Source organism: Lactobacillus sp. N54.MGS-719 (assembly GCF_000980505.1).
In the GTDB taxonomy this organism is placed as follows: domain Bacteria; phylum Bacillota; class Bacilli; order Lactobacillales; family Lactobacillaceae; genus Lactobacillus; species Lactobacillus amylovorus.
This window is the reverse complement of the sequence record NZ_LARO01000015.1, coordinates 13279-34951: the sequence shown is the minus strand read 5'-3', so window position 1 is coordinate 34951 and position 21673 is coordinate 13279. Positions and strand designations below refer to the sequence as shown.

Annotated in this window: 16 protein-coding genes and 1 pseudogene; all 17 read left to right on the top strand. The window is 38.3% G+C overall.

The window, feature by feature from the left end:
- Positions 1-94: 94 nt before the first annotated feature.
- Positions 95-541, top strand: a pseudogene (locus tag WS44_RS04300) (helicase-related protein); the annotation flags it as partial.
- Positions 538-1233 (top strand): ComF family protein, encoded by a 696-nt coding sequence (locus WS44_RS04295; RefSeq protein WP_014565677.1) that lies wholly within the window; start codon positions 538-540, stop codon positions 1231-1233. The pseudogene WS44_RS04300 and the gene WS44_RS04295, both read left to right, overlap by 4 nt.
- Positions 1234-1313: 80 nt before the next feature.
- The gene (gene raiA, locus WS44_RS04290) at positions 1314-1856 is read left to right on the top strand and encodes a ribosome-associated translation inhibitor RaiA (protein ID WP_013437476.1); all 543 of its coding nucleotides are present in this window, start codon (positions 1314-1316) and stop codon (positions 1854-1856) included.
- Between the two features lie 142 nt (positions 1857-1998).
- Complete coding sequence (gene secA / locus WS44_RS04285) at positions 1999-4398, top strand: preprotein translocase subunit SecA (RefSeq protein WP_046433309.1); 2400 nt, start codon at positions 1999-2001, stop codon at positions 4396-4398.
- A 56-nt stretch (positions 4399-4454) separates the two neighbouring features.
- Positions 4455-5571, top strand: a protein-coding gene (prfB, locus tag WS44_RS04280; RefSeq protein WP_165443882.1) for a peptide chain release factor 2 whose coding sequence is annotated in 2 segments (ribosomal slippage) — positions 4455-4526 and positions 4528-5571 — 1116 coding nt in all. Because the reading frame shifts where the segments join, the coding sequence is not laid out codon by codon here.
- A gap of 8 nt (positions 5572-5579) precedes the next feature.
- Positions 5580-5858 (top strand): hypothetical protein, encoded by a 279-nt coding sequence (locus WS44_RS04275; protein ID WP_046433303.1) that lies wholly within the window; start codon positions 5580-5582, stop codon positions 5856-5858.
- A 15-nt stretch (positions 5859-5873) separates the two neighbouring features.
- Entirely contained in the window at positions 5874-6842 is a 969-nt protein-coding gene (gene hprK / locus WS44_RS04270) for an HPr(Ser) kinase/phosphatase (RefSeq protein WP_013437480.1), read from the top strand.
- On the top strand, positions 6835-7674 hold the full coding sequence (lgt, locus tag WS44_RS04265; RefSeq protein ID WP_046433299.1) for a prolipoprotein diacylglyceryl transferase: 840 nt from the start codon (positions 6835-6837) through the stop codon (positions 7672-7674). Before hprK ends, lgt begins: the two co-directional genes overlap by 8 nt.
- Before the next feature lie 45 nt (positions 7675-7719).
- Entirely contained in the window at positions 7720-8739 is a 1020-nt protein-coding gene (locus WS44_RS04260) for an NAD(P)H-dependent glycerol-3-phosphate dehydrogenase (RefSeq protein WP_013641660.1), read from the top strand.
- A gap of 76 nt (positions 8740-8815) precedes the next feature.
- Positions 8816-9745, top strand: a complete 930-nt coding sequence (gene trxB, locus WS44_RS04255; protein WP_013437483.1) for a thioredoxin-disulfide reductase — start codon at positions 8816-8818, stop codon at positions 9743-9745.
- Between the two features lie 190 nt (positions 9746-9935).
- Positions 9936-11834 (top strand): 1,4-alpha-glucan branching protein GlgB, encoded by a 1899-nt coding sequence (glgB, locus tag WS44_RS04250; protein ID WP_041808275.1) that lies wholly within the window; start codon positions 9936-9938, stop codon positions 11832-11834.
- An 11-nt stretch (positions 11835-11845) separates the two neighbouring features.
- The gene (locus WS44_RS04245) at positions 11846-12991 is read left to right on the top strand and encodes a glucose-1-phosphate adenylyltransferase (RefSeq protein ID WP_013437485.1); all 1146 of its coding nucleotides are present in this window, start codon (positions 11846-11848) and stop codon (positions 12989-12991) included.
- Complete coding sequence (gene glgD / locus WS44_RS04240; RefSeq protein ID WP_013641662.1) at positions 12981-14123, top strand: glucose-1-phosphate adenylyltransferase subunit GlgD; 1143 nt, start codon at positions 12981-12983, stop codon at positions 14121-14123. The genes WS44_RS04245 and glgD overlap by 11 nt, the downstream gene beginning before the upstream one ends.
- A gap of 10 nt (positions 14124-14133) precedes the next feature.
- Positions 14134-15564 (top strand): glycogen synthase GlgA, encoded by a 1431-nt coding sequence (glgA, locus tag WS44_RS04235; RefSeq protein WP_022087384.1) that lies wholly within the window; start codon positions 14134-14136, stop codon positions 15562-15564.
- 25 nt (positions 15565-15589) lie between these two features.
- Positions 15590-18001 (top strand): glycogen/starch/alpha-glucan phosphorylase, encoded by a 2412-nt coding sequence (locus WS44_RS04230; protein ID WP_041810457.1) that lies wholly within the window; start codon positions 15590-15592, stop codon positions 17999-18001.
- Entirely contained in the window at positions 18001-19794 is a 1794-nt protein-coding gene (locus WS44_RS04225) for a glycoside hydrolase family 13 protein (protein WP_046433297.1), read from the top strand. Before WS44_RS04230 ends, WS44_RS04225 begins: the two co-directional genes overlap by 1 nt.
- A gap of 108 nt (positions 19795-19902) precedes the next feature.
- Positions 19903-21627 carry a phospho-sugar mutase gene (locus WS44_RS04220; RefSeq protein WP_013437490.1) on the top strand — a complete coding sequence of 575 codons (1725 nt, stop codon included), beginning with the start codon at positions 19903-19905 and terminating at the stop codon, positions 21625-21627.
- The last annotated feature ends 46 nt before the right edge of the window (positions 21628-21673 follow it).

The window sequence follows — 21673 nt, the reverse complement described above, 5'->3', positions numbered from 1 at the left end:
ATTTAACTCGATTCTCCGGGAGCCATTTCCCGATTAGGCCTGTATTTCAAAATAAAATTGCTTAAAATCGTTGATAACACTTGACTTAGAGTAGAAAAAGCAGATTCATCCAAAATTGCTGCTGGAAATAAAAAAGGTGATTAAAAGTGGACACCCATTATTGGTCTTTGTCCCGAGAATTGAAGAGATCTCTGTTTATTTACAAATTTTACAAAAAAGTTTAAAGGATAAACAAATCAAAATTGCTGGTGTGCACGCTCAAGATCCTCAGCGACTAGAAAAAGTACAGGCATTTCGCGAGAAAAAAGTTGATTTGCTTTTAACGACGACTATTTTGGAGCGAGGCGTAACTTTTAAACACGTTTGGGTAATTATTATTGCGGCAGATGATTCGATTTATACGGCCGCAAGTTTGGTGCAGATTGCAGGACGAGTAGGTAGAGCTAAAGACGATCCTAGTGGACTAGTGCTGTATTGTTACCATCGCTATACCAAGAATATCCGCAGCAGCATTAAGCAAATTAAGGAGATGAATAAATGAGAAAGTGCCTGCTTTGTGAACAGGTTTTTACGCCTGATATTTTCTTTGCCGAGATTTTTTCGCTAAAAAAGTATCGAGAAAGAAAAATCTGCCTGCACTGTCTAAAACAATTTCGACGTTTGACAGATAAAAAGTGTGCCATTTGTTCCAAAATGCTGGACAAAGGAATTATCTGCACTGACTGCGTGAGATGGAAAAAGATCTATCAAGGAGATGTTTTACGTAATCATGCGCTGTATCGCTATGATGCAACTTTTCATGATCTGATGGTTTCTTATAAGCGGCGCGGCGATTATGCGATGCGCGAGATTTTGCAGGAATTATGCTATGAATATTTGAACAAAAATAAATACGATTATTATGTTCCAGTACCTACATCGCCTGAGCATCAAATGAGACGGCAATTTGATACAATTTCTGCCATTTATGGTGATATTTTGCCGCTTACGCCGGTTTTAATTAAGAAGGAAGGCAGTCATGCCCAGGGGGAGAAAAACAAAGAAGAAAGGCTAAAAACGCCGCAAGGGTTTTTAATTGATAAAAATATTAATATAGGAGAAAATATACAGACAGGGAAAGTATTAATTTTGGATGATATTTACACTACAGGACGAACGCTTTATCACGCACGGGACTGCTTAAAAGAGGCTTTTCCAGGGATGCAAATTGAAAGCTTTTCAATTTGTCGATAGATTTGTTATGAAACGCTTTCATTTTTTGGTATAATGAAAGAGTAAAGAAAAACCGTATAACGGTGAAAGGAGAATCTTATATGTTAAAGTACAATGTTCGTGGAGAAAATATTGAAGTAACTGACGCTTTAAGAAGCTATGTTGAAAAACGTTTAAACAAATTGGAAAAATACTTTGAATTGAATCAAGACGTGCTCGCACACGTAAACTTAAGAGTTTACCGTGATCACTCTGCCAAGGTCGAAGTCACTATTCCTTTACCATACTTGGTTTTGAGAGCTGAAGAAACCACGGATGATATGTATCGTAGCATTGACTTCGTTTCAGAGAAACTTGAACGTCAAATCAGAAAGTACAAGACTCGTGTTAACAGAAAGAGTCGTGAAAAAGGTTTACAAGATTTCTTCGTGGAAGAACCTCAAGAAGAAAAGAAGCCTAGTGAATTCGATATCGTTCGTAACAAGCGCGTAAGTTTGAAACCAATGGATCCAGAAGAAGCAATTTTGCAAATGGATATGTTGGAACACGACTTCTTCGTATTTGAAGATGCTGAAACCAACGGCACTAGCGTTGTTTACCGTAGAAACGATGGTCGTTACGGCTTGATTGAAACTAACGAATAATTGAGTTGAAATACTCGTTACATAAAAAACCTCGCGTTTGTTTGAGCGTGGGGTTTTTTATTTAGAATATTTTTATTTTGTAGATAAACATGTTAAAATTATTCTGTATTTTTAGACTTTACGACATATAAGGACCGATTTAATGGTAAACATTTTAAAGAAACTATATAACGACGATAAAAGAGAACTTAAGAAATTTGAAAAAATCGCAGCTAAGGTAGAATCTCATGCAGATGAAATGAGCAAGCTATCTGATGAACAATTGCAAGCAAAGACACCAGAATTTCGTGACCGGATTAAGAAGGGCGAAAGCTTGGACGATCTTTTGCCAGAAGCATTCGCAGTTGCTCGTGAAGGTGCTAAGCGTGTCTTAGGCCTTTACCCATTCCACGTACAAATCTTGGGTGGTATTGCACTTCACTATGGTAACATTGCCGAAATGATGACTGGTGAAGGTAAGACTTTGACAGCAACCATGCCTGTATACTTAAATGCGCTTGAAGGCAAGGGTGTACACGTTGTTACTGTTAACGAATACCTTTCAAGTCGTGACGAAGAGGAAATGGGTCAACTTTACAAGTGGCTTGGTTTAACTGTTGGCTTGAACTTGAACTCAATGTCACCAGATGAAAAGCGTGCAGCTTACAACTGTGATGTTACTTACTCAACTAACTCAGAACTTGGCTTTGACTATTTGCGTGACAACATGGTTGTTTATAAGGAACAAATGGTTCAACGTCCATTGAACTATGCAATCATCGACGAAGTTGACTCCATCTTAATTGATGAAGCTAGAACTCCATTGATCATTTCTGGTGAAGCTGAACAAGCAAACAGCGACTACATCCGTGCTGACCGTTTTGTAAAAACTTTGACTGAAGATAAGAGCGATGATGACGCCGACGATGATGAAGATCACGGCGATTACAAGATTGACTGGCCAACTAAGACCATTTCTCTTACTAGAACTGGTATTGAAAAGGCTTGTCAACACTTTGGCTTAAAGAACTTGTACGATGTTGAAAATCAAAAGTTAGTCCACCACATCGATCAAGCTCTTCGTGCTAACTACATCATGCTTAAGGATATCGACTACGTTGTCCAAGATGGCGAAGTTTTAATCGTTGACTCATTCACTGGTCGTGTAATGGAAGGCCGTCGTTACTCAGATGGTTTGCACCAAGCTATTGAAGCTAAGGAAGGCGTAAAGATTCAAGAAGAATCAAGAACGCAAGCTACTATTACTTACCAGAACTTCTTCAGAATGTACAAGAAGTTGTCAGGTATGACTGGTACTGCCAAGACTGAAGAAGAAGAATTCCGTGAAATCTACAACATGCAGGTAATCACAATTCCAACCAACCGTCCAATTGCCAGAAAAGACATGCCAGACATCTTGTATCCAACTTTGGATTCTAAATTCCATGCTGTAGTTGAAGAAATCAAGAAGCGTCACGCTAAGGGACAACCTGTTTTGGTTGGTACTGTTGCTATTGAAAGTTCAGAACGTTTGAGTAAGATGCTTGATGAAGCAGGCATTCCTCACGCAGTTTTGAACGCTAAGAACCACGCTAAGGAAGCTCAAATCATCATGAACGCTGGTCAACGTGGTGCTGTAACTATTGCTACTAACATGGCCGGTCGTGGTACTGACATTAAGCTTGGGCCTGGTGTTAAGGAACTCGGTGGTTTAGCAGTTATTGGTACTGAACGTCACGAATCACGTCGTATTGATAACCAGCTTCGTGGTCGTTCTGGTCGTCAGGGTGACCCAGGTTACACTAGATTCTACTTATCACTTGAAGATGACTTGATGAAGCGTTTCGGTGGAGACCGTGTTAAGGACTTCTTGGACCGTTTGTCAGGCAATGATGAAGACAAGGTCATTGAAAGTCGTTTGATTACTCGTCAAGTTGAATCTGCTCAAAAGCGTGTTGAAGGTAACAACTACGATACTCGTAAGCAAACTTTGCAATACGATGATGTTATGCGTATTCAACGTGAAATCATCTACGGCGAAAGAATGCAAGTTATTGAAGCCGACAAGTCATTGAAGAATGTTTTGATTCCAATGATTCACCGTACAATTAACAGTCAAGTTGACATGTTTACGCAAGGTGATAGAAGTCAATGGCGTTTGGATTCATTGCGTGACTTTATTTCATCAAGTTTAACTTCTGAAAAGGTAACTGATTCAATTGAATTCAAGACTATTAGTGTTGAAGATTTGAAGAAGAAGTTATACGACATCGTTGAAAAGAACTTTGAAGACAAGGAAAAGGCTTTGGGTGATCCAAGTCAAATGCTTGAATTCGAAAAGGTAGTTATCTTGCGTGTTGTAGATGATCGCTGGACTGATCATATCGATGCAATGGACCAATTGCGTCAATCAATTGGTTTACGTGGTTATGGACAACTTAACCCACTTGTTGAATATCAAGATTCTGGTTACAGAATGTTTGAAGAAATGATTTCAAATATTGAATTCGATGTAACTCGTTTGTTCATGAAGGCTGAAATTAGACAAAATCTTAGTCGTTAATAAAGAAAAAGGGGAGTTAACAGCTTCCCTTTTTTGTAATAGAAAAAGGAAAAACTATGGAAATTAGTGAAATTCAAAGTGCGTTAGACGAGTTGAAAAAGCGTCTAAATCACTTTAGGGGGTCTCTTTGACCTTGATGCGATTGATGAAAGCATTGAAATAAACGAAGCTAAAATGGCCCAGCCTGATTTTTGGAATGATCAGGAAAAAGCGCAAAAGCTGATCAGTGAAAACAACGTTTTAAAAGAAAAACGTGACTCTTTTTTGAAACTGCAAAAAGGCTATGAGGATGAAAGCACCGCAGTTGAGTTATTGCGTGAAGAGCCTGACCCAGATTTGCAAAAAGAAACAGAAGAAGACTTGGCCACTCTGCAAGATGAATTCCACAATTATGAGCTAGATTTGTTGCTATCAGGCAAATACGATAGTCATAATGCGCTGATGGAAATTCACCCAGGTGCAGGTGGTACAGAAGCGATGGACTGGGGTCAGATGCTTTTGCGGATGTACCAACGTTATTGCGATAGTGCAGGTTTTAAATTTGAGATCAATGACTATGAACCTGGTGAAGAGGCAGGACTAAAGAGTGTAAGTGCCAGAATTGTCGGCAAAAATGCTTACGGGATGCTTAAATCTGAAAATGGTGTCCATCGGTTAGTCAGAATTTCGCCGTTTGATGCAGCTAAGAGACGGCACACTTCTTTTGCTTCCGTTGAAGTGATTCCAGAAATCGATGACAGTATTAAAATTGATATTGATCCTAAAGATCTGCGAATCGATGTTTATCGTTCAAGTGGTGCCGGTGGTCAGCACATTAACAAGACTTCTAGTGCCGTTAGAATTACGCACTTGCCAACTGGAATTGTGACAACCTCACAGGCTCAGCGTTCACAGCTTCAAAACCGCGAAACTGCCATGAATGAATTGAGAGCCAAGCTTTTCCATTTGGAAGAAGAGAAAAAGCGTAAGCAAAAACAAGCTTTGAAAGGCGATCAAAAGGAAATCGGCTGGGGTTCGCAAATTCGGTCATATGTTTTCCATCCTTATAATTTGGTAAAAGATTTGCGTACGGGCTATGAAACTGCCGATGCTAATGGTGTAATGGATGGGAAGCTACAACCATTTATTTATTCATATTTACAATGGCTGCTTAGTCAAGAAAATCCGGAATAGGTGAAAAAATGAGTTTTTTAGGAATTGTAACACTTGTTTTAGTAGCATTAATTATTTTGAGTTTGTTGTTTGTATTTTTTAAAGCATTTATTTTGCTTTTGCCGGTAGCTTTAATTGCCATTGGAGTTATATGGTTGGTTCTTTGGATTTCAGGTAAGAGAAATAAAAATAGAGTACCAGCTAGTGGAACTTACTTTGATTGGTTTAAAGCTAGTGAGCCTGAACCAAAAAATACTAGAAAACGGGCTCGTAATGTGACTATCAAAGATATTGATGATGATAAATAGTTAGGAGGCATTATCATGGCCAGTGAAGTTAAGTTAAGCAAATTAGTTCAAGATAACAGAAGCATTCTTGAGATTTATCAAGGCGAAGAATACATCAAGGATAAAGATGTTTTGGTTTCAGATATTTATCGTCCAGGTCTAGAATTAACCGGCTATTTTGATTTTTATCCTGCACAACGTATTCAACTTCTCGGACGGACTGAAATTTCTTATGCGGCTCGACTTGATCATGATATTAGAAAACATGTATTTACTAAGATGGCTACTAAAGCCACTCCTTGTTTTTTGATTTCACGTTCACTTCCAGTTCCAGAAGAATTATCGGATGCAGCAGAAAAAGCACACATTCCAATTTTGCAAACTAGTGAATCAACGACCTATATTTCTAGTGTCATGACCGAATACTTGCGTGCCCGTCTTGCAAAAAGAACTAGTATCCACGGTGTATTGGTCGAAATTAAGGGTATGGGTGTCCTTTTAACAGGTGCTTCTGGTGTTGGTAAATCTGAAACCGCCTTAGGTTTGGTTCAAAGAGGCCACAGATTAATTGCGGATGACCGTGTAGATGCCTTCCAAAAGGATCACAACACAGTTGTTGGTGAAGCACCAAAGATCCTAAAGCACCTAATGGAAATCAGAGGAATCGGTATTATCGATGTTATGAACTTGTTTGGTGCTGGTGCTGTTAAGAATAGAACCGAAATTCAACTAGTCATTAATTTGGTTAACTGGGATCCTAAGGCTAACTACGACCGTTTGGGCTTCCAAGAAAATACGCGTGAAATCTGCAACGTAGCTATTCCACAAGTTAATATTCCAGTTAAGGTAGGACGCAACATCGAAATTATCATCGAAGTAGCAGTTATGAACTTCAGAGCTAAGAAGATGGGTTACGATGCAACTAAAACCTTTGATAATAATTTGACTAGCTTAATCTCAAAGCACTCTAAAGAAGATACAAATAAGGTGCATCACGATGACTAAACTAGTGATTAACTCGGTGGCATTTCAATTAGGAAATTTAAGTGTCAAATGGTACGGCATCATTATGGCAGTAGCCATTATTTTAGCCGCTTTTATGGCGATTAATGAAGGTAAAAAAAGACACATTATCCCTGATGACTTTGTAGATCTGCTTTTATGGGCCGTGCCGTTAGGCTATGTTGGTGCACGAATTTACTATGTCATCTTTGAATGGGGCTATTATTCGCAGCATCCTGATCAAATAATCGCTATTTGGAATGGCGGAATTGCCATTTATGGTGGTTTGATCGCGGGTTTGATAGTGCTGCTGGTCTTTTGTTATAAAAGAGAATTGCCACCATTTTTGATGCTCGATATTATCACGCCAGGAGTGATGGCCGCCCAGATTTTAGGACGCTGGGGCAACTTCGTTAACCAGGAAGCTCACGGTGGTCCTACAACCTTGCACTTTTTACAAAGTTTGCACTTGCCAGAATTTATTATTCAGCAAATGAAGATTGGTGGAACCTATTATCAACCGACATTCTTATATGAATCATTTTTCAATTTGATTGGTCTGATTTTAATTTTATCCTTGCGTCATAAAAAACACGTTTTTAAACAAGGTGAAGTTTTCATGACGTATCTTCTTTGGTATAGTGTAGTTAGATTCTTTGTTGAGGGGATGAGAACGGATAGCCTATACATTTTTGGTATAATACGTGTATCACAGGCATTAAGTTTAGTCCTCTTTATTGCTACAATTATTTTATGGATTTATCGACGCAAAGTTGTTAAACCTAAATGGTATTTAGAGGGTAGCGGGTTAAAATATCCGTATACAAGAGATTAGTTAGATTATTAAAGGTACTAGTTTAGAAGGATAGAGAGATAAAAAATGACAAAGATTGCAGTTTTAGGTAACGGTTCATGGGGTTCAGTATTAGGCTCAATGTTGGCCGACAATGGCAATGACGTAACTTTTTACGGTAATATTGAAAGCGTTAATGAAGAAATTAATGCTAAGCACACTAACAGTCACTACATGAAGGACTGGAAGTTAAACGAAACTACTAAGGCAACTGGCAACTTGGAAGAAGCACTTGACGGTGCAGAATTGGTATTATTTGTTTTGCCAACCAAGGCTGTTAGAATTGTTGCTAAGCAAGTACGTAAAGTTTTAGACAAGACTGGCAACAAGCCACTTTTAGTAACTGCTACCAAGGGTATTGAACCAGGTACTAAGAAGCTTATTTCAGAAATTTTAACTGAAGAAATTTATCCTAATGACCAAGACAAGATCGTAGCTATCTCTGGTCCAAGTCACGCAGAAAACGTAGCTCAAAAGGACTTAACCGCTATTGCATGTGCTTCAACTGATGAAGAAAATGCTAAGAAGGTTCAAAAGATCTTTTCAAATGATTACGTTCGTTTCTACACTAACGACGATTTAATTGGTGTTGAAGTTGGTGGTGCCGTTAAGAACGTTATTGCTATCGCTGCTGGTATTTTAGTAGGCCAAGGCTATGGCGATGATGCTAAGGCTGCCCTTATGACTAGAGGTTTAGCAGAAATTACTCGTTTAGGTGTTAACTACTTTAACGCTAAGCCAATGACTTTCAGTGGTTTGTCAGGTATTGGTGACTTGATCGTAACTTGTACCTCAGTTAACTCACGTAACTGGCGTGCTGGTAAGCAAATTGGTGAAGGTAAGACTCTTGACTACGTACTTAAGAACATGGGTCAAGTTGTTGAAGGTGCTACTACAGTTAAGGCTGTCCATGAACTTAGCGAAGAAAAGCACATCGATATGCCAATCAGTGAAGCTATTTACCGCGTTCTTTACGAAAATGCAGATGTAGCTACTGAAATCAAGAAAATGATGGGTAGAGCACCAAAGCCAGAAATTAGTTTATAATTTGTAAGCAAAACAATTGCAAAAATTTAAATCTATAGTATGATTTACTTATAAAAAATAAGTAAAGGAGAAAATTATGGCTGATAAATATGATGCAATTGTTATTGGTGCGGGCCCTGGTGGTATGACATCTGCCTTATATGCTACGCGTGCCAACTTAAACGTATTAGTACTTGACCGTGGTCCATACGGCGGCCAAATGAACAATACTGATGCAATTGACAACTATCCTGGTTTCACAGAAATTAAGGGACCAGAACTTAGTCAAAAAATGTATGATACTTTGATGAAGTTTGAGCCAGATTATAAGTACGGCAATGTCCAATCCGTTGAATTGGATGGGGATGAAAAAGTTGTCAAAACTGATGATGACAAGGAATACCGTGCACCTATTTTGATCATTGCCACTGGTTCAGATCATCGTCATTTGAATGTCCCAGGCGAAGAAGAATATTCAGGCCGAGGCGTTTCATACTGTGCTGTCTGCGATGCTGCATTCTTTAAAGATGAAGATGTAGTTGTGATCGGTGGTGGTGACTCAGCTATTGAAGAAGGAATCTACCTTTCACAATTAGCTAAGAGCGTTACTGTAGTTCACCGTCGTGACAAGTTACGTGCACAACCAACTTTGCAGAAGCGTGCTTTTGCTAACAAGAAGATGAAATTTGTTTGGAATGCTCAAACAGAAGAAATTCTTGGTGATGGAACTCGTGTAACTGGCATTAAGTGTCGTGATAAAGAAACTGGCGTAGAAAAAGAAATTAAAGCTGCTGGTGTATTTATCTATGTTGGTGTTTTGCCACAAACTAAACCATTCGAAAACTTGGGTATTTTGAATGAACAAGGTTGGATTCCTACTAACGAGCATATGGAAACCAAAGTTCCTGGTATTTTTGCTTTGGGTGATGTTCGTGATAAAGATTTACGCCAAATCGCTAATGCTGTTGGTGAAGGTTCTGTAGCTGGCCAAGCTGCTTACAATTACTACCAAGATTTAAAAGATTAACTAAATCTAGTAAAAGATAAATAAGAGTTTGCTAATAATATAGTAAACTCTTATTTTTTTTGCTTAAAAGGAGGATAATTAGTTTATAATAGAAGTCGAAGTGATAACTTATTTTTTTACAATGAAAAGTAAGCGCTTTCTGAAAATTAACATTTATTTTAACGATTCTGGAGAAAGTAGGATGGGAAAGATGGTGAAAGTTAAACAACGAATTGAGGATTTTGCTTCGGGTCATGAGCTAAAATTGCAAGAAATTTTAGGTTGCCATCGTAAAGATAGCGGCTATGTTTTTAGAGTTTGGGCTCCTAATGCACAAGCAGTATGGCTAGTAGGCGATTTCAATGATTGGAATAAGACACTGGCGATGCAGCTCACGAGTAATGGAGTTTGGCAAATAAAAACTGATCTGCCACAGACTGGGCAACTGTATAAATTTTTGGTTAAACAGGCTGATGGCCGTGAAGTCATGAAAATGGATCCGATGGCAGTAGAACTTGAACCACGTCCAGGCAATGCGGCAGTAGTTACTGAATTACCTGACAAAAGCTGGCATGATGGGGCCTGGCTGGGACGCAATAAACGCTCTAACCACTTTGCACGTCCAATCAATATCTATGAAGTACATGCTAGTTCGTGGAAAAGACATGAGGATGGTTCTCTTTACACCTTGAGAGATTTGCAGCGAGAATTAATTCCTTATGTGAAAAAGCAGGGATTCAATTATATTGAATTTTTGCCGCTGACAGCGCATCCCCTTGATGCATCTTGGGGCTACCAGACTATTGGCTATTATGCATTGGAGCGTACTTATGGAACGCCACAAGAGCTGCAAGACTTTGTGGAGGCATGCCATCAGGAAAATATTGGCGTGTTGTCAGATTGGGTACCTGGACATTTTTGCATCAATGATGATGCATTAGCTTATTATGATGGAACACCATGCTATGAATTTAGTGAAAAATGGCGTGCAGAAAATAAAGGTTGGGGCGCATTGAATTTTGATTTGGGCAAACCAGAAGTTCAATCGTTTTTACTTTCAAGTGCGCTATTTTGGCTTGAATTTTATCACCTTGATGGTTTGAGAGTAGATGCCGTTTCCAATATGATTTACCGCGATTATGATCGTGGACCTGGTGAATGGAAGCCGGATAAATATGGTGGCAACCGCAACTTGGAAGGAATGGAATTTTTACGCAGACTTAATCGCACCATTAAAGGATTGCACCCTGAGTGCTTGATGATTGCGGAAGAAAGTTCTGCTCAAGTAAAAATTACCGGTCGAATTGAAGATGGTGGCTTAGGCTTTGACTTTAAGTGGAATATGGGCTGGATGAACGATATTCTGAACTTTTATCAAATGGACCCACTATTTAGAAAATACCACTTTAATTTGACGACATTTTCATTTATGTATCGGATGAGCGAAAACTTTATTTTACCTTTATCACATGATGAAGTAGTTCACGGCAAACGTAGCTTAATGAATAAAATGTTTGGGCCAAGGGATAAACAATTTGCACAACTGCGAAATTTATTGACGCTGCAAATGACTTATCCAGGTAAAAAACTACTCTTTATGGGTAGTGAATTTGGTCAGTATTTGGAATGGCGCTATAACGAAGCGCTCGATTGGGCCGAATTAAATGATGAGCTTAATTCTAAAATGCAATATTTTGATCAAAAGCTGAACGAATTTTACTTAAATGAGCCATCATTATGGCAATTAGAGCAAAAAGATGAGTCTGTACAAATTATTGATGCAGACAATAAAGACGAATCGGTTTTAACATTTATTCGTCAAGGGAAAATTAGACATGATTTTGTCATCGTTATTTTGAACTTTACGCCCGTAGAAAGAAAACACTTTTCAATTGGTGTGCCATATTCTGGCAAGTATCAAGAAGCATTTAATACTGCTAGAAAAGAATTTGGCGGCACCTGGGATAAAGACGTTCAGACTATGACGACCAAGCAAGAGAAATTTAAGAATCTGGATTATCAGATTGAGCTAGATTTGCCTGGCTTTAGCGCAATGATTTTAAAACCACTCGATGCTCACATCAAAAGAAGAAATAGAAGAAAGAAATAGAGGAAACAGAAATGAGTACCAAAATGTTGGGCTTAATTTTAGCTGGAGGAAAAGGAACAAGATTAGGAAAGCTGACGAATAATCAAGCAAAACCTGCTGTACCGTTTGGTGGATGTTACAGAATTATTGACTTTACATTGAGCAATTGTGCTAATTCTGGTGTAAAAAATATTGGCATTATTACTCAGTATCAACCACTTTTACTGAATAAACATATTGGTAATGGGGCAAGTTGGGGCTTAGATGGTCTCGATTCTAGTGCCACTATTTTGCAGCCATATACTGATAATGCTGGAAGCAAGTGGTTCAAGGGAACGGCACACGCTATTTATCAAAATATTGATTATATTGACAGCCAAGATCCTGAATATGTCTTAATTTTGTCAGGTGACCACATTTATAAGATGGATTACGAAGATATGTTGGAAGAACATATCAAAAACAATGCTTCATTAACTGTGGCTGTAATTGATGTACCTTGGGAAGAAGCGTCTCGTTTCGGTATCATGAATTCAGACATTAGTGGCCGGATTACCGAATTTGAGGAAAAACCAGCAAAACCTAAGAGCAATCACGCTTCAATGGGAATCTATATTTTTAACTGGAAGAGATTGCGTGATGTTTTAACCACGGCCTTTACTACCAATGATGACATGATTGACTTTGGTAAAAATGTCATTCCATATTACTTAAAGAGTGATGAACGTGTATTTTCATACCAATTCTCTGGTTACTGGAAAGACGTTGGAACAATTGATTCTTTGTGGGCAGCCAATATGGAATTTCTTGATGGTAGCGACGGATTGAATTTGCATGATCGTTCATGGCGTATCTATTCTAAGAACCCAATTGCACCACCACAAGTAATTACTGAAAATGCTCAAGTTTCAAATTCAATGATCGTTGATGGTTGTTATGTTGACGGTGTAATTGAGCACTCTATTCTTTCGACTAATGTTGACGTACAAAGAAATTCAAGAATTGTCGATTCTGTCATCATGCCAGGTGTAAAGATCGGTAAAAACGTAGTGATCAAGCGCGCGATTATTGGTGAAAATGCTCAAATTGGTGATGGAGCAGTAATCGAAGGAAATGAAGATAAGATTGAAGTAGTCGGTAATTCAGAAAGAATTGGAGTATTGCCAAATGAAAACTAATAAGATGGCTGCTATTTTTAGTAATCAACATGAATATAATGAACTGCTCCCATTAACAGAAGAACGTTCATTGTCAACTTTATATTTTGCAGGGAAATATCGTGTGATGGATTTCCCACTTTCAAGTATTGTTAATGCTGGGGTTAATAGTGTTTACACTTTGATTAACCAAGAAAAAGTTAGATCCTATTTAGATCACTTAGGTGGCAGTAAAGAATGGGGCTTAGATACCATTGGCTCATATGAGTATCTTGATTTTTATCAAAAACTAATGCAAAAACAAGCCAGCGGGAATGCCTATTTTGATGATTTATTAAACTTCTTAAGAACTGCCAACACCCCATACACTGTTTACATTGAAAATAAGATGATTGGTAATTTTGATTTACAATCAGTGCTTAATTTTCACCAAGAAGATGGAAATAAAATCACGGCGGTATTTAAGCGCGTAAGCGAAGATAATATTGCTCCAGATGATCAATTGTTTATTTTGGATGAAGAAAATACCATCATGTCTTGTCAACAGGCTCTTGATACGCAAAACCCAGATCGCTACAACTTAGATTTGAGTATTTATGTAGCGGATACTAAATGGTTGATCACTGAACTAGAAAAGGCCCAAAGAAGTGGTGCTTCAACAGATATTGGTCAAAGATTGGCTAGCTTAGCTGCTAAATATCGTACCCATGCTTACGAATATACTGGTTACTTACACAACATTCATGATTTGGCTAGCTACTACAAAGCAAATATGGAAATGTTAGATAAGAAAAAGCGCGATTCATTGCTGTATGGCAATCAAAAGATTATCACTCGTATTCGAAATGAAGTCGGCACATATTTTGCTAAAGGTTCACAAGTGAAGAATTCAATGCTAGCAACTGGATGTAGAATAGAGGGGACAGTTGACTCTAGTGTCGTTTCAAGAAGAGTTGAGGTTGCTAAGAATAGTCAGGTTAAGAGCTCAATTGTAATGGCAAACTGCAAATTTGAACCTGGAAGCCAGGTTGAATATGCAGTCATCGATAAAAATGTAGTAATCAAGAAAAATGTAACAGTTAAAGGAACGCCTCAACAGCCTGTTGTAGTTAAAAAAGGCACCATTTTAACTAAAGATTTGATTAATGAATAAGGAGACAATCGTGAGAGTTTTATTTGCAGGCGCAGAATGTGTACCATTTTTTAAAACAGGTGGTTTAGGAGATGTTTTAGGCTCCTTGCCTAATCAATTGGCTAAGGAAGGCGTAGATGTTGGCGTTGTTCTTCCTTTGTATCAAGATTTGCCTGAAAAATATCGCAAGCAATTAGAATATCAAGGCAATTTTATTGTCCCTGTAGGTTGGCGTAATCAATATTGTGGCGTGTTCACCTTGAAGCGTAAGGGTGTAACTTACTTCTTTATTGATAATGAATATTATTTCAAGCGTCCAGGTATCTATGGCTACTACGACGATGGTGAAAGATATGCATACTTCCAACAAGCAGTAATTATGATGATGGAACGCTTTAACTTTATTCCAAATGTCTTGCATTGTAATGACTACCATACTGCTTTTATTCCATTTTTATTGCGTGAAAAATGGGGTTTTGTTGGTGCGTATAAGGGCATTAAAACCGTTTTGACAATTCACAATCTTGAATTTCAAGGAAAATATAATGCCAAGACTTTGCCAGACTTCTTTAGTTTAGGTTATGACTGGTTCGACAGCGGTATCGTTAGAATGGATAACGATGTTAACTGGATGAAGACAGGAATTTTATATGCGGACCGGGTTACTACGGTTAGTCCATCATATGCGTGTGAAATTCAAACTCCTGAATTTGGTCAAGGGCTAGATGGAATTTTACGCATGTGTTCACACAAGTTGACAGGTATTTTAAACGGGATTGATTTTGAAAAATACGATCCAAAGACTGATCCAATTATTAAAGCCGATTACAGTGTTTACCATTTGCACCGTAAGTTAAAGAACAAGATTGCTTTGCAAAAGGAAGTTGGGTTGCCAATTAAACCAAAAGTTCCTTTGATTGGGATGGTTTCACGCTTAACTGCGCAAAAGGGATGTCAGCTTTTGCTTGAAGAATTGGATAATATTATGCAATTCAATGTTCAAATGGTGATCTTAGGTAATGGTGATCCATACTATGAACACAATTTGACTGAGATTGCTAAGCGTTACCCTGACAAGTTAAAGGTGATTTTAGCCTTTGATGTTAAATTAGCGCAAAGAATCTATGCAGGTGCCGATAGTTTCTTGATGCCTTCCGCATTTGAACCATGTGGTTTATCACAATTAATTTCCTTGCGTTATGGTACTTTGCCAGTTGTCCATCAAATTGGTGGTTTGGCAGACACTGTTTGGATTTACGATAAAACCAAAAACGAAGGTACCGGTTTTGGCTTTAGAGAATTCAATGGCTATCAAATGGTTCAAGCAATCAAGAAGATGCTGACAGTTTATGAGCAAAAAGATAATTGGCTTAAGATGCAAAAAATTGCAATGAAATCCGACTTCTCATGGAAGAATTCCGCTGATAAATATAAGTGGATGTACGGAGAATTGATTGGCTAAATATTTAGCAGAACACGAGAGAAAAATGCAATTAACAAAAGAAGAATTTAAAAATAGACTTAAGCGTAAATTAAACGACTACTATGAAGAGGATATCGATACCGCTTCTACTAGTGAATTGTTTGCGGCAATTAGTGCAATTGTTAGAGATGGTTATGCACCACAATGGCGTCGTACTCGTATTGCAGAAACTAAGCAAAAAGAAAAACAAGTTTATTACTTCTCAATTGAATTTTTGCCAGGTACTTTATTAAAGAGCAATTTGCTTAATTTAGGCTGGTTAAAGACAGTTAGAGAGGCTTTGAGCGACTTAGGTTTAGATTTAGATAAAATTGCAGAGTATGAGCCAGATATGGCTTTAGGTAACGGTGGTTTAGGCCGTTTGGCAGCCGCCTTTATGGATTCACTAGCTTCTACTGGCTATACAGGAAATGGTAACGGTATTCGTTACAAGTATGGTTTGTTTAAGCAAAAGTTCGTTAATGGTTACCAACGTGAATTGCCTAATGATTGGCTTAAAAAAGAAGGCCACTGGGAAGTTAGAAGAGAGAGTAAATCTGTCTTAGTAAGATTCGGTGGCAAGGTCAACATGGTTGAAGACAATGGTTGGCTGATTCCGCAATATGAAGGCGAAAGAGTAGTCCGTGCCGTACCATATGATGTTGCGGTTGTCGGCTATCAAGATGGTTTGACTAATACCTTGCGTTTATGGGATGCAGAAATTCCACCTGAGGAAGAATTAAACTATCCAACTATTTCAGATCGTCGTCGTGTAGAAGATTTAACCTCAATTCTTTATCCAGATGACTCAAACTACGAAGGCCGTTTATTAAGGTTAAAGCAAGAATACTTCTTTGTTTCAGCTGGTTTGCAAAGTATTTTGGACTACTACATTACCAAATTAGGTAATAAGAACTTTGCTCAATTGTCAGACTACGTTGCAGTGCATATTAACGATACTCACCCAGCAATGGCAATTGCCGAATTGATGCGCTTGTTGGTTGATGAACATCGCGTGGACTGGGATACTGCTTGGAATATTACTCAAAAGGTAATGAGCTACACCAACCACACGATTATGGCAGAAGCAATGGAAAAATGGGACGTCAACATGATGTCAGAACTTTTACCAAGAATCATGCAAATCATTACTGAAATTGACCGTCGTTATTGTGAAGGTCTAAAGGGTCGTGTGTCAGATGCAGTAATTGATCGAACTAGAATTATCAAGAATGGTCAAGTTCAAATGGCCCACTTAGCTATTATTGGCTCACATTCAGTTAATGGTGTGGCTGCTCTTCACACGCAATTACTAGAAACTGAAGTTTTGAAAGACTTCTACAATCTTTATCCTGAACGCTTCAACAACAAGACCAATGGTATTACCTTGCGTCGCTGGCTCCAGATCGCTAACCCTGAATTGTCTGATTTACTTGATCAAACTATCGGTAAAGAATGGCGTAGCGATAGCAATAAGATGCTTAATTTTGAAAAGTATTACCACGATACCAAGGTCTTGAACCAACTTCATGAAATTAAGTTAGACAACAAGAAGAAGCTGGCTAAATTTGTGAAGGAACAAACTGGTATTGAGATTGATCCAACTGCAATCTTTGATGTTCAAGTCAAACGAATGCACGCATATAAGCGTCAAACTTTGAAATTGTTGCATATTTTGAAACTGTATCAAGATTTGAAGGCTGGAATTGATCACCCAAAGAGAGTGATAATTTTCGGTGCCAAGGCTGCTCCAAGTTATGTATTTGCTAAGCAAATTATCAAGGTAATCAATGAAACAGCCAATATGATCAACAATGATCCAGATATTCACGGCAAGCTAAAAGTTGTTTTCCTTGAAAACTATAACGTTTCATTAGCTGAAAAAATTATTCCTGCGGCAGATATCAGCGAACAGATTTCTACTACAACTAAAGAAGCTAGTGGTACCAGCAATATGAAATTGATGGCTAACGGTGCTTTAACTGTAGCCACAATGGATGGTGCAAATATCGAAATCAAAGATGCTGTTGGTGAAGAAAATATCTTCACGTTTGGTTTGAACAAGGATCAAGTTTACAAGTATTATGCCGAAAAATCATATCATCCTAGAAAGATGTATGAGGAAGATCCTGTAATGAAGAAGGCCGTTGATGCGTTAATTGATGGTACGGTTCCTAACTGCTCATCAGAAGGACAAGCTTTGGTAAACAACTTCTTGTCAGATAACGAGCAATTCTTGGTATTAGCTGATTTTGAAGCTTACTTGAAGGCACAAGAAAAAGTTGAACAAACTTGGGCACAAAAACGCATATGGCAACAAATGAGCTTAGTCAATATTGCGCACTCAGAACGGTTTGATTCAGATAAAACAATTGAACGCTATGCTCAAGATATTTGGCATTTAAAGAAACTAAAGATTGAAAAAGTTGATCGCTAATGAAAGTAACTTATGATTCTTGGCAAAAACAATATAAAACTCCTTTTGGAGCAATTCAGGCCAATACTTTAGTAACGTGGGCAATCGCAATCGATCAGCCAGTGCAAGAAGCAGATCTGTGGCTAACTAAACTTAATGAAGATCCAGTCGCCTATCCCATGAATTACAATGATGAGACTCAAAAGTATGAGACTCAGGTAAGAGTTGGCAGCTCCGGTCTATATAATTATTATTTTGCCATTAAGCAGAATAATCAGATGTTTTATGTAGATCAAGGGCTCTTCGGCCAAGGCAGATTAAGGCAGGATGATCACAACTTGAAGCAATATCAATTAATTTGTTATGAGCGCAAGGTACCGCAAGTTGATTGGTATGATCAGGGCGTAGTTTATCAGATTTTTCCTGATCGTTTTGCTAATGGTAATCCTTATGGTGAAGTCACGGGACGCAAGAAGAATAGTTTCTTGTATGCAACTGAAGAAGATACGCCATATTACATCAAGAATAGTCGAGGAGAAATTACGCGTTGGGACTTTTTTGGTGGCAACTTGGCCGGAATTCGAAAAAAGCTGCCGTACCTAAAAAAGCTAGGCGTAAATATTATCTATCTGAACCCGATTTTCTTAGCTACCAGCAATCACCGCTACGATACGGTTGATTATATGAAGATCGACCCCATGCTCGGGGATGAAGATGATCTGCGCGGTTTGATTCATGATTTGCATCAAAATGGCATGCATCTTTTACTAGATGGCGTGTTTAATCACGTAGGACAAGAGAGTATTTATTTCCAAGAGGCTATTAAGGATAAGAGCAGTCATTATTATTCTTGGTTTAACTTTATTAATTATCCTGAAAAATACCAATCATGGTGGGGCGTATCGTCTTTACCTGAAGTTAATAAGAGTAATCCAGAATACCAAGATTTTATATATGGTGATCATGGCGTATTAGCCAAGTGGATGAAGGATCAAGTAGATGGTTGGCGCTTAGATGTCGCCGATGAATTGCCGATGGACTTTTTACGCAATATTCGCAACCGTCTGATGAAGGAAAATTGTCAGGTGATGATTGGTGAAGTATGGGAAGATGCCTCAGACAAATTCGTAAATAGTGAGTATCGGCCGTATACTTTCGGTGATAATTTAACCGGAGTTATGAATTACCCCGTACGTAACTTTATCGTTGGTCTGTTAACAAGTGAAAATAGTGATGCCGAGATAGCGTTGATGAATAAGCTGGCTTTATTAGTAGAACACTATCCAACTAACTTTTTAAGAAACTGTTTGAACAACATTGGTACGCATGATACTGTGCGGATTAAAACAGCACTGCAAAATGATGAAAAGCTGGTGCTATTGGCCTTTGGCTTAATGTTTATGCTGCCAGGCGTACCTTGCATTTATTATGGGGATGAAGCCGGATTAATTGGTGATAAAGATCCTGATAATCGACGCTTCTTCCCATGGGGACGCGAGAGTCGTAGTCTAATTGCACAAGTTAGCAAATGGATTAATGTGCGAAAACAAAATCCGGTGCTGGTAAAAAGCAAGATTGGCTTTTTGCATATAGCAACAGGAATTAATGCAATTGTCAGATATGATGAAAAAGTCATTATGGTTTATTGTATTAACAAAAATAAAGCAGAAACTGTTTTAGCTAAAGAAAACTTTGCTTTCTATTGTTTGCCTAAAACTATTGCAGAAGAAGTGGCAGCTGAGTTAGATCAGACGAAACTCTCCGGTGAAGATAGCATCCTTAGGAAAATACCAAGAAAAGCAAATATAGGTTAAACAAATAAATTTTTAGTTTTATAATTATAAGAGATAATAGAAAACATTGATAGTAAAAAGACAGCGTTAATCCATCAATTATGTAGATTTAATGAAATAGAGGACAAAATGGACGCTAAAGAAATTTATGAAGAATGGCAAAATGCTACTAACTTACCTGATTATTTAAAGGATCAATTAAATAAATTGGGCAAAGATGAAAAATGGGTTGAAGATGCCTTTGGTCAAGATATTAATTTTGGTACTGCAGGGATGAGAGGACGCCTTGAACCGGGTACCAATAGAATCAATTTATTCACTGTAGGCCGAGTTACTGAAGGCTTGGCACGTTTAATTGAAGAAAACGGTGAAGAAGCTAAAAAACGTGGTGTCGCAATTTCCTTTGACTCAAGATATCACTCAAGAGAATTTGCAGGACATGCAGCTCGCGTACTTGGAGCACATGGCATTCACGTTTACTTATTTGATGACTTAAGACCAACCCCTGAACTTTCATATGCGGTTCGTCATTTACATACTTTTGCAGGGATTAACATTACTGCTTCTCATAATGCTAAACAATACAATGGTTACAAAGTTTATGGTGAAGATGGTGCACAAATGGCACCAGAACATGCTGATCGTTTGTTTAGCTATGCTCAAAAAGTTACCGATATTTTTGGTGTTAAAGCTGCACCAGTTAAGGAACTTCGTGCAAACGGCACTTTACAATTAATCGGTGAAGACGTCGATGAAGATTACTTGAACGAATTGAAGCAAGTTACTGTTGATAAGGACATGGTTAAGGCAAATGCCGATAAATTGAAGATTATCTACACACCACTTCATGGTACTGGTAAGATGCTTTACGACCGTGCCTTTAGACAAGGTGGTTTTGATAACGTCATTCCTGTTCCAAGCCAATCAATTATCGACCCAGAATTTCCAACAACTATTAAGCCAAACCCAGAATATCGTGATGTATTTGAGCCAGGATTCAAGCTTGCTGATAAAGTAAATGCTAATGTCATTATTGCTACTGACCCAGATGCAGATAGAATGGGTGCTGCAGTTAGAAAAGCTGACGGCGATTTTAAAGTTTTAACTGGTAACCAAATCGCTACTTTGATGGCTTACTACTTACTTGCTCACCTTAAAGAAAATGGCAAGTTGAGTAGCAACTATGAAATTGTTACTTCAGTAGTTTCAAGTGCTTTGCCATTTAAGATTGCAAAGGCCTTTGGCATTAAGACCAAACATGTTTTGACTGGTTTTAAGTATATCGGTGAAGAAGTTGACCGCATGAACAAGGCTGGCGATGCTAAGTTTTTGATGGGCTTTGAAGAAAGTTATGGTTACTTGTTCAAACCATTTGCACGTGATAAGGATGCTATGCAAGGCGCATTGATGTTTGCCGAAGTTGCTAGCTACTACGCTTCACGTGGCATGACTGTCTTCGATGGTTTACAAGAAATCTGGAAGAAGTATGGTGTCGCATACGAAATCACCAAGGCCATTGAAATGCCAGGTATTGGCGGTCAAAAGAAGATGGCAGAATTGATGAGCAAGTTGCGTAATGAACACTTGACTGAAATTAATGGTCACAAGGTACTCAAGATTCAAGACTTCTTGAAGAAAGAAACTGTTGAAGATGGTAAGGTAACTCCACTTGAAGGTTTCCCAGAATCAAACGTTTTGAAGTACTTCTTGGACGATGAAACTTGGGTTGCACTTCGTCCATCAGGCACCGAACCTGTTATTAAGGCTTATGTAGGTGTCAACAAGAAGGACATTGCAACTGCAGAAAAAGCTGCTGAAGATTACCAAAAAGCTTTGGCTGAACTTCTAAAATAATTAAGCATATTTAGTGCGAAAGCACGTTCGCGGTAGTAAAATATAA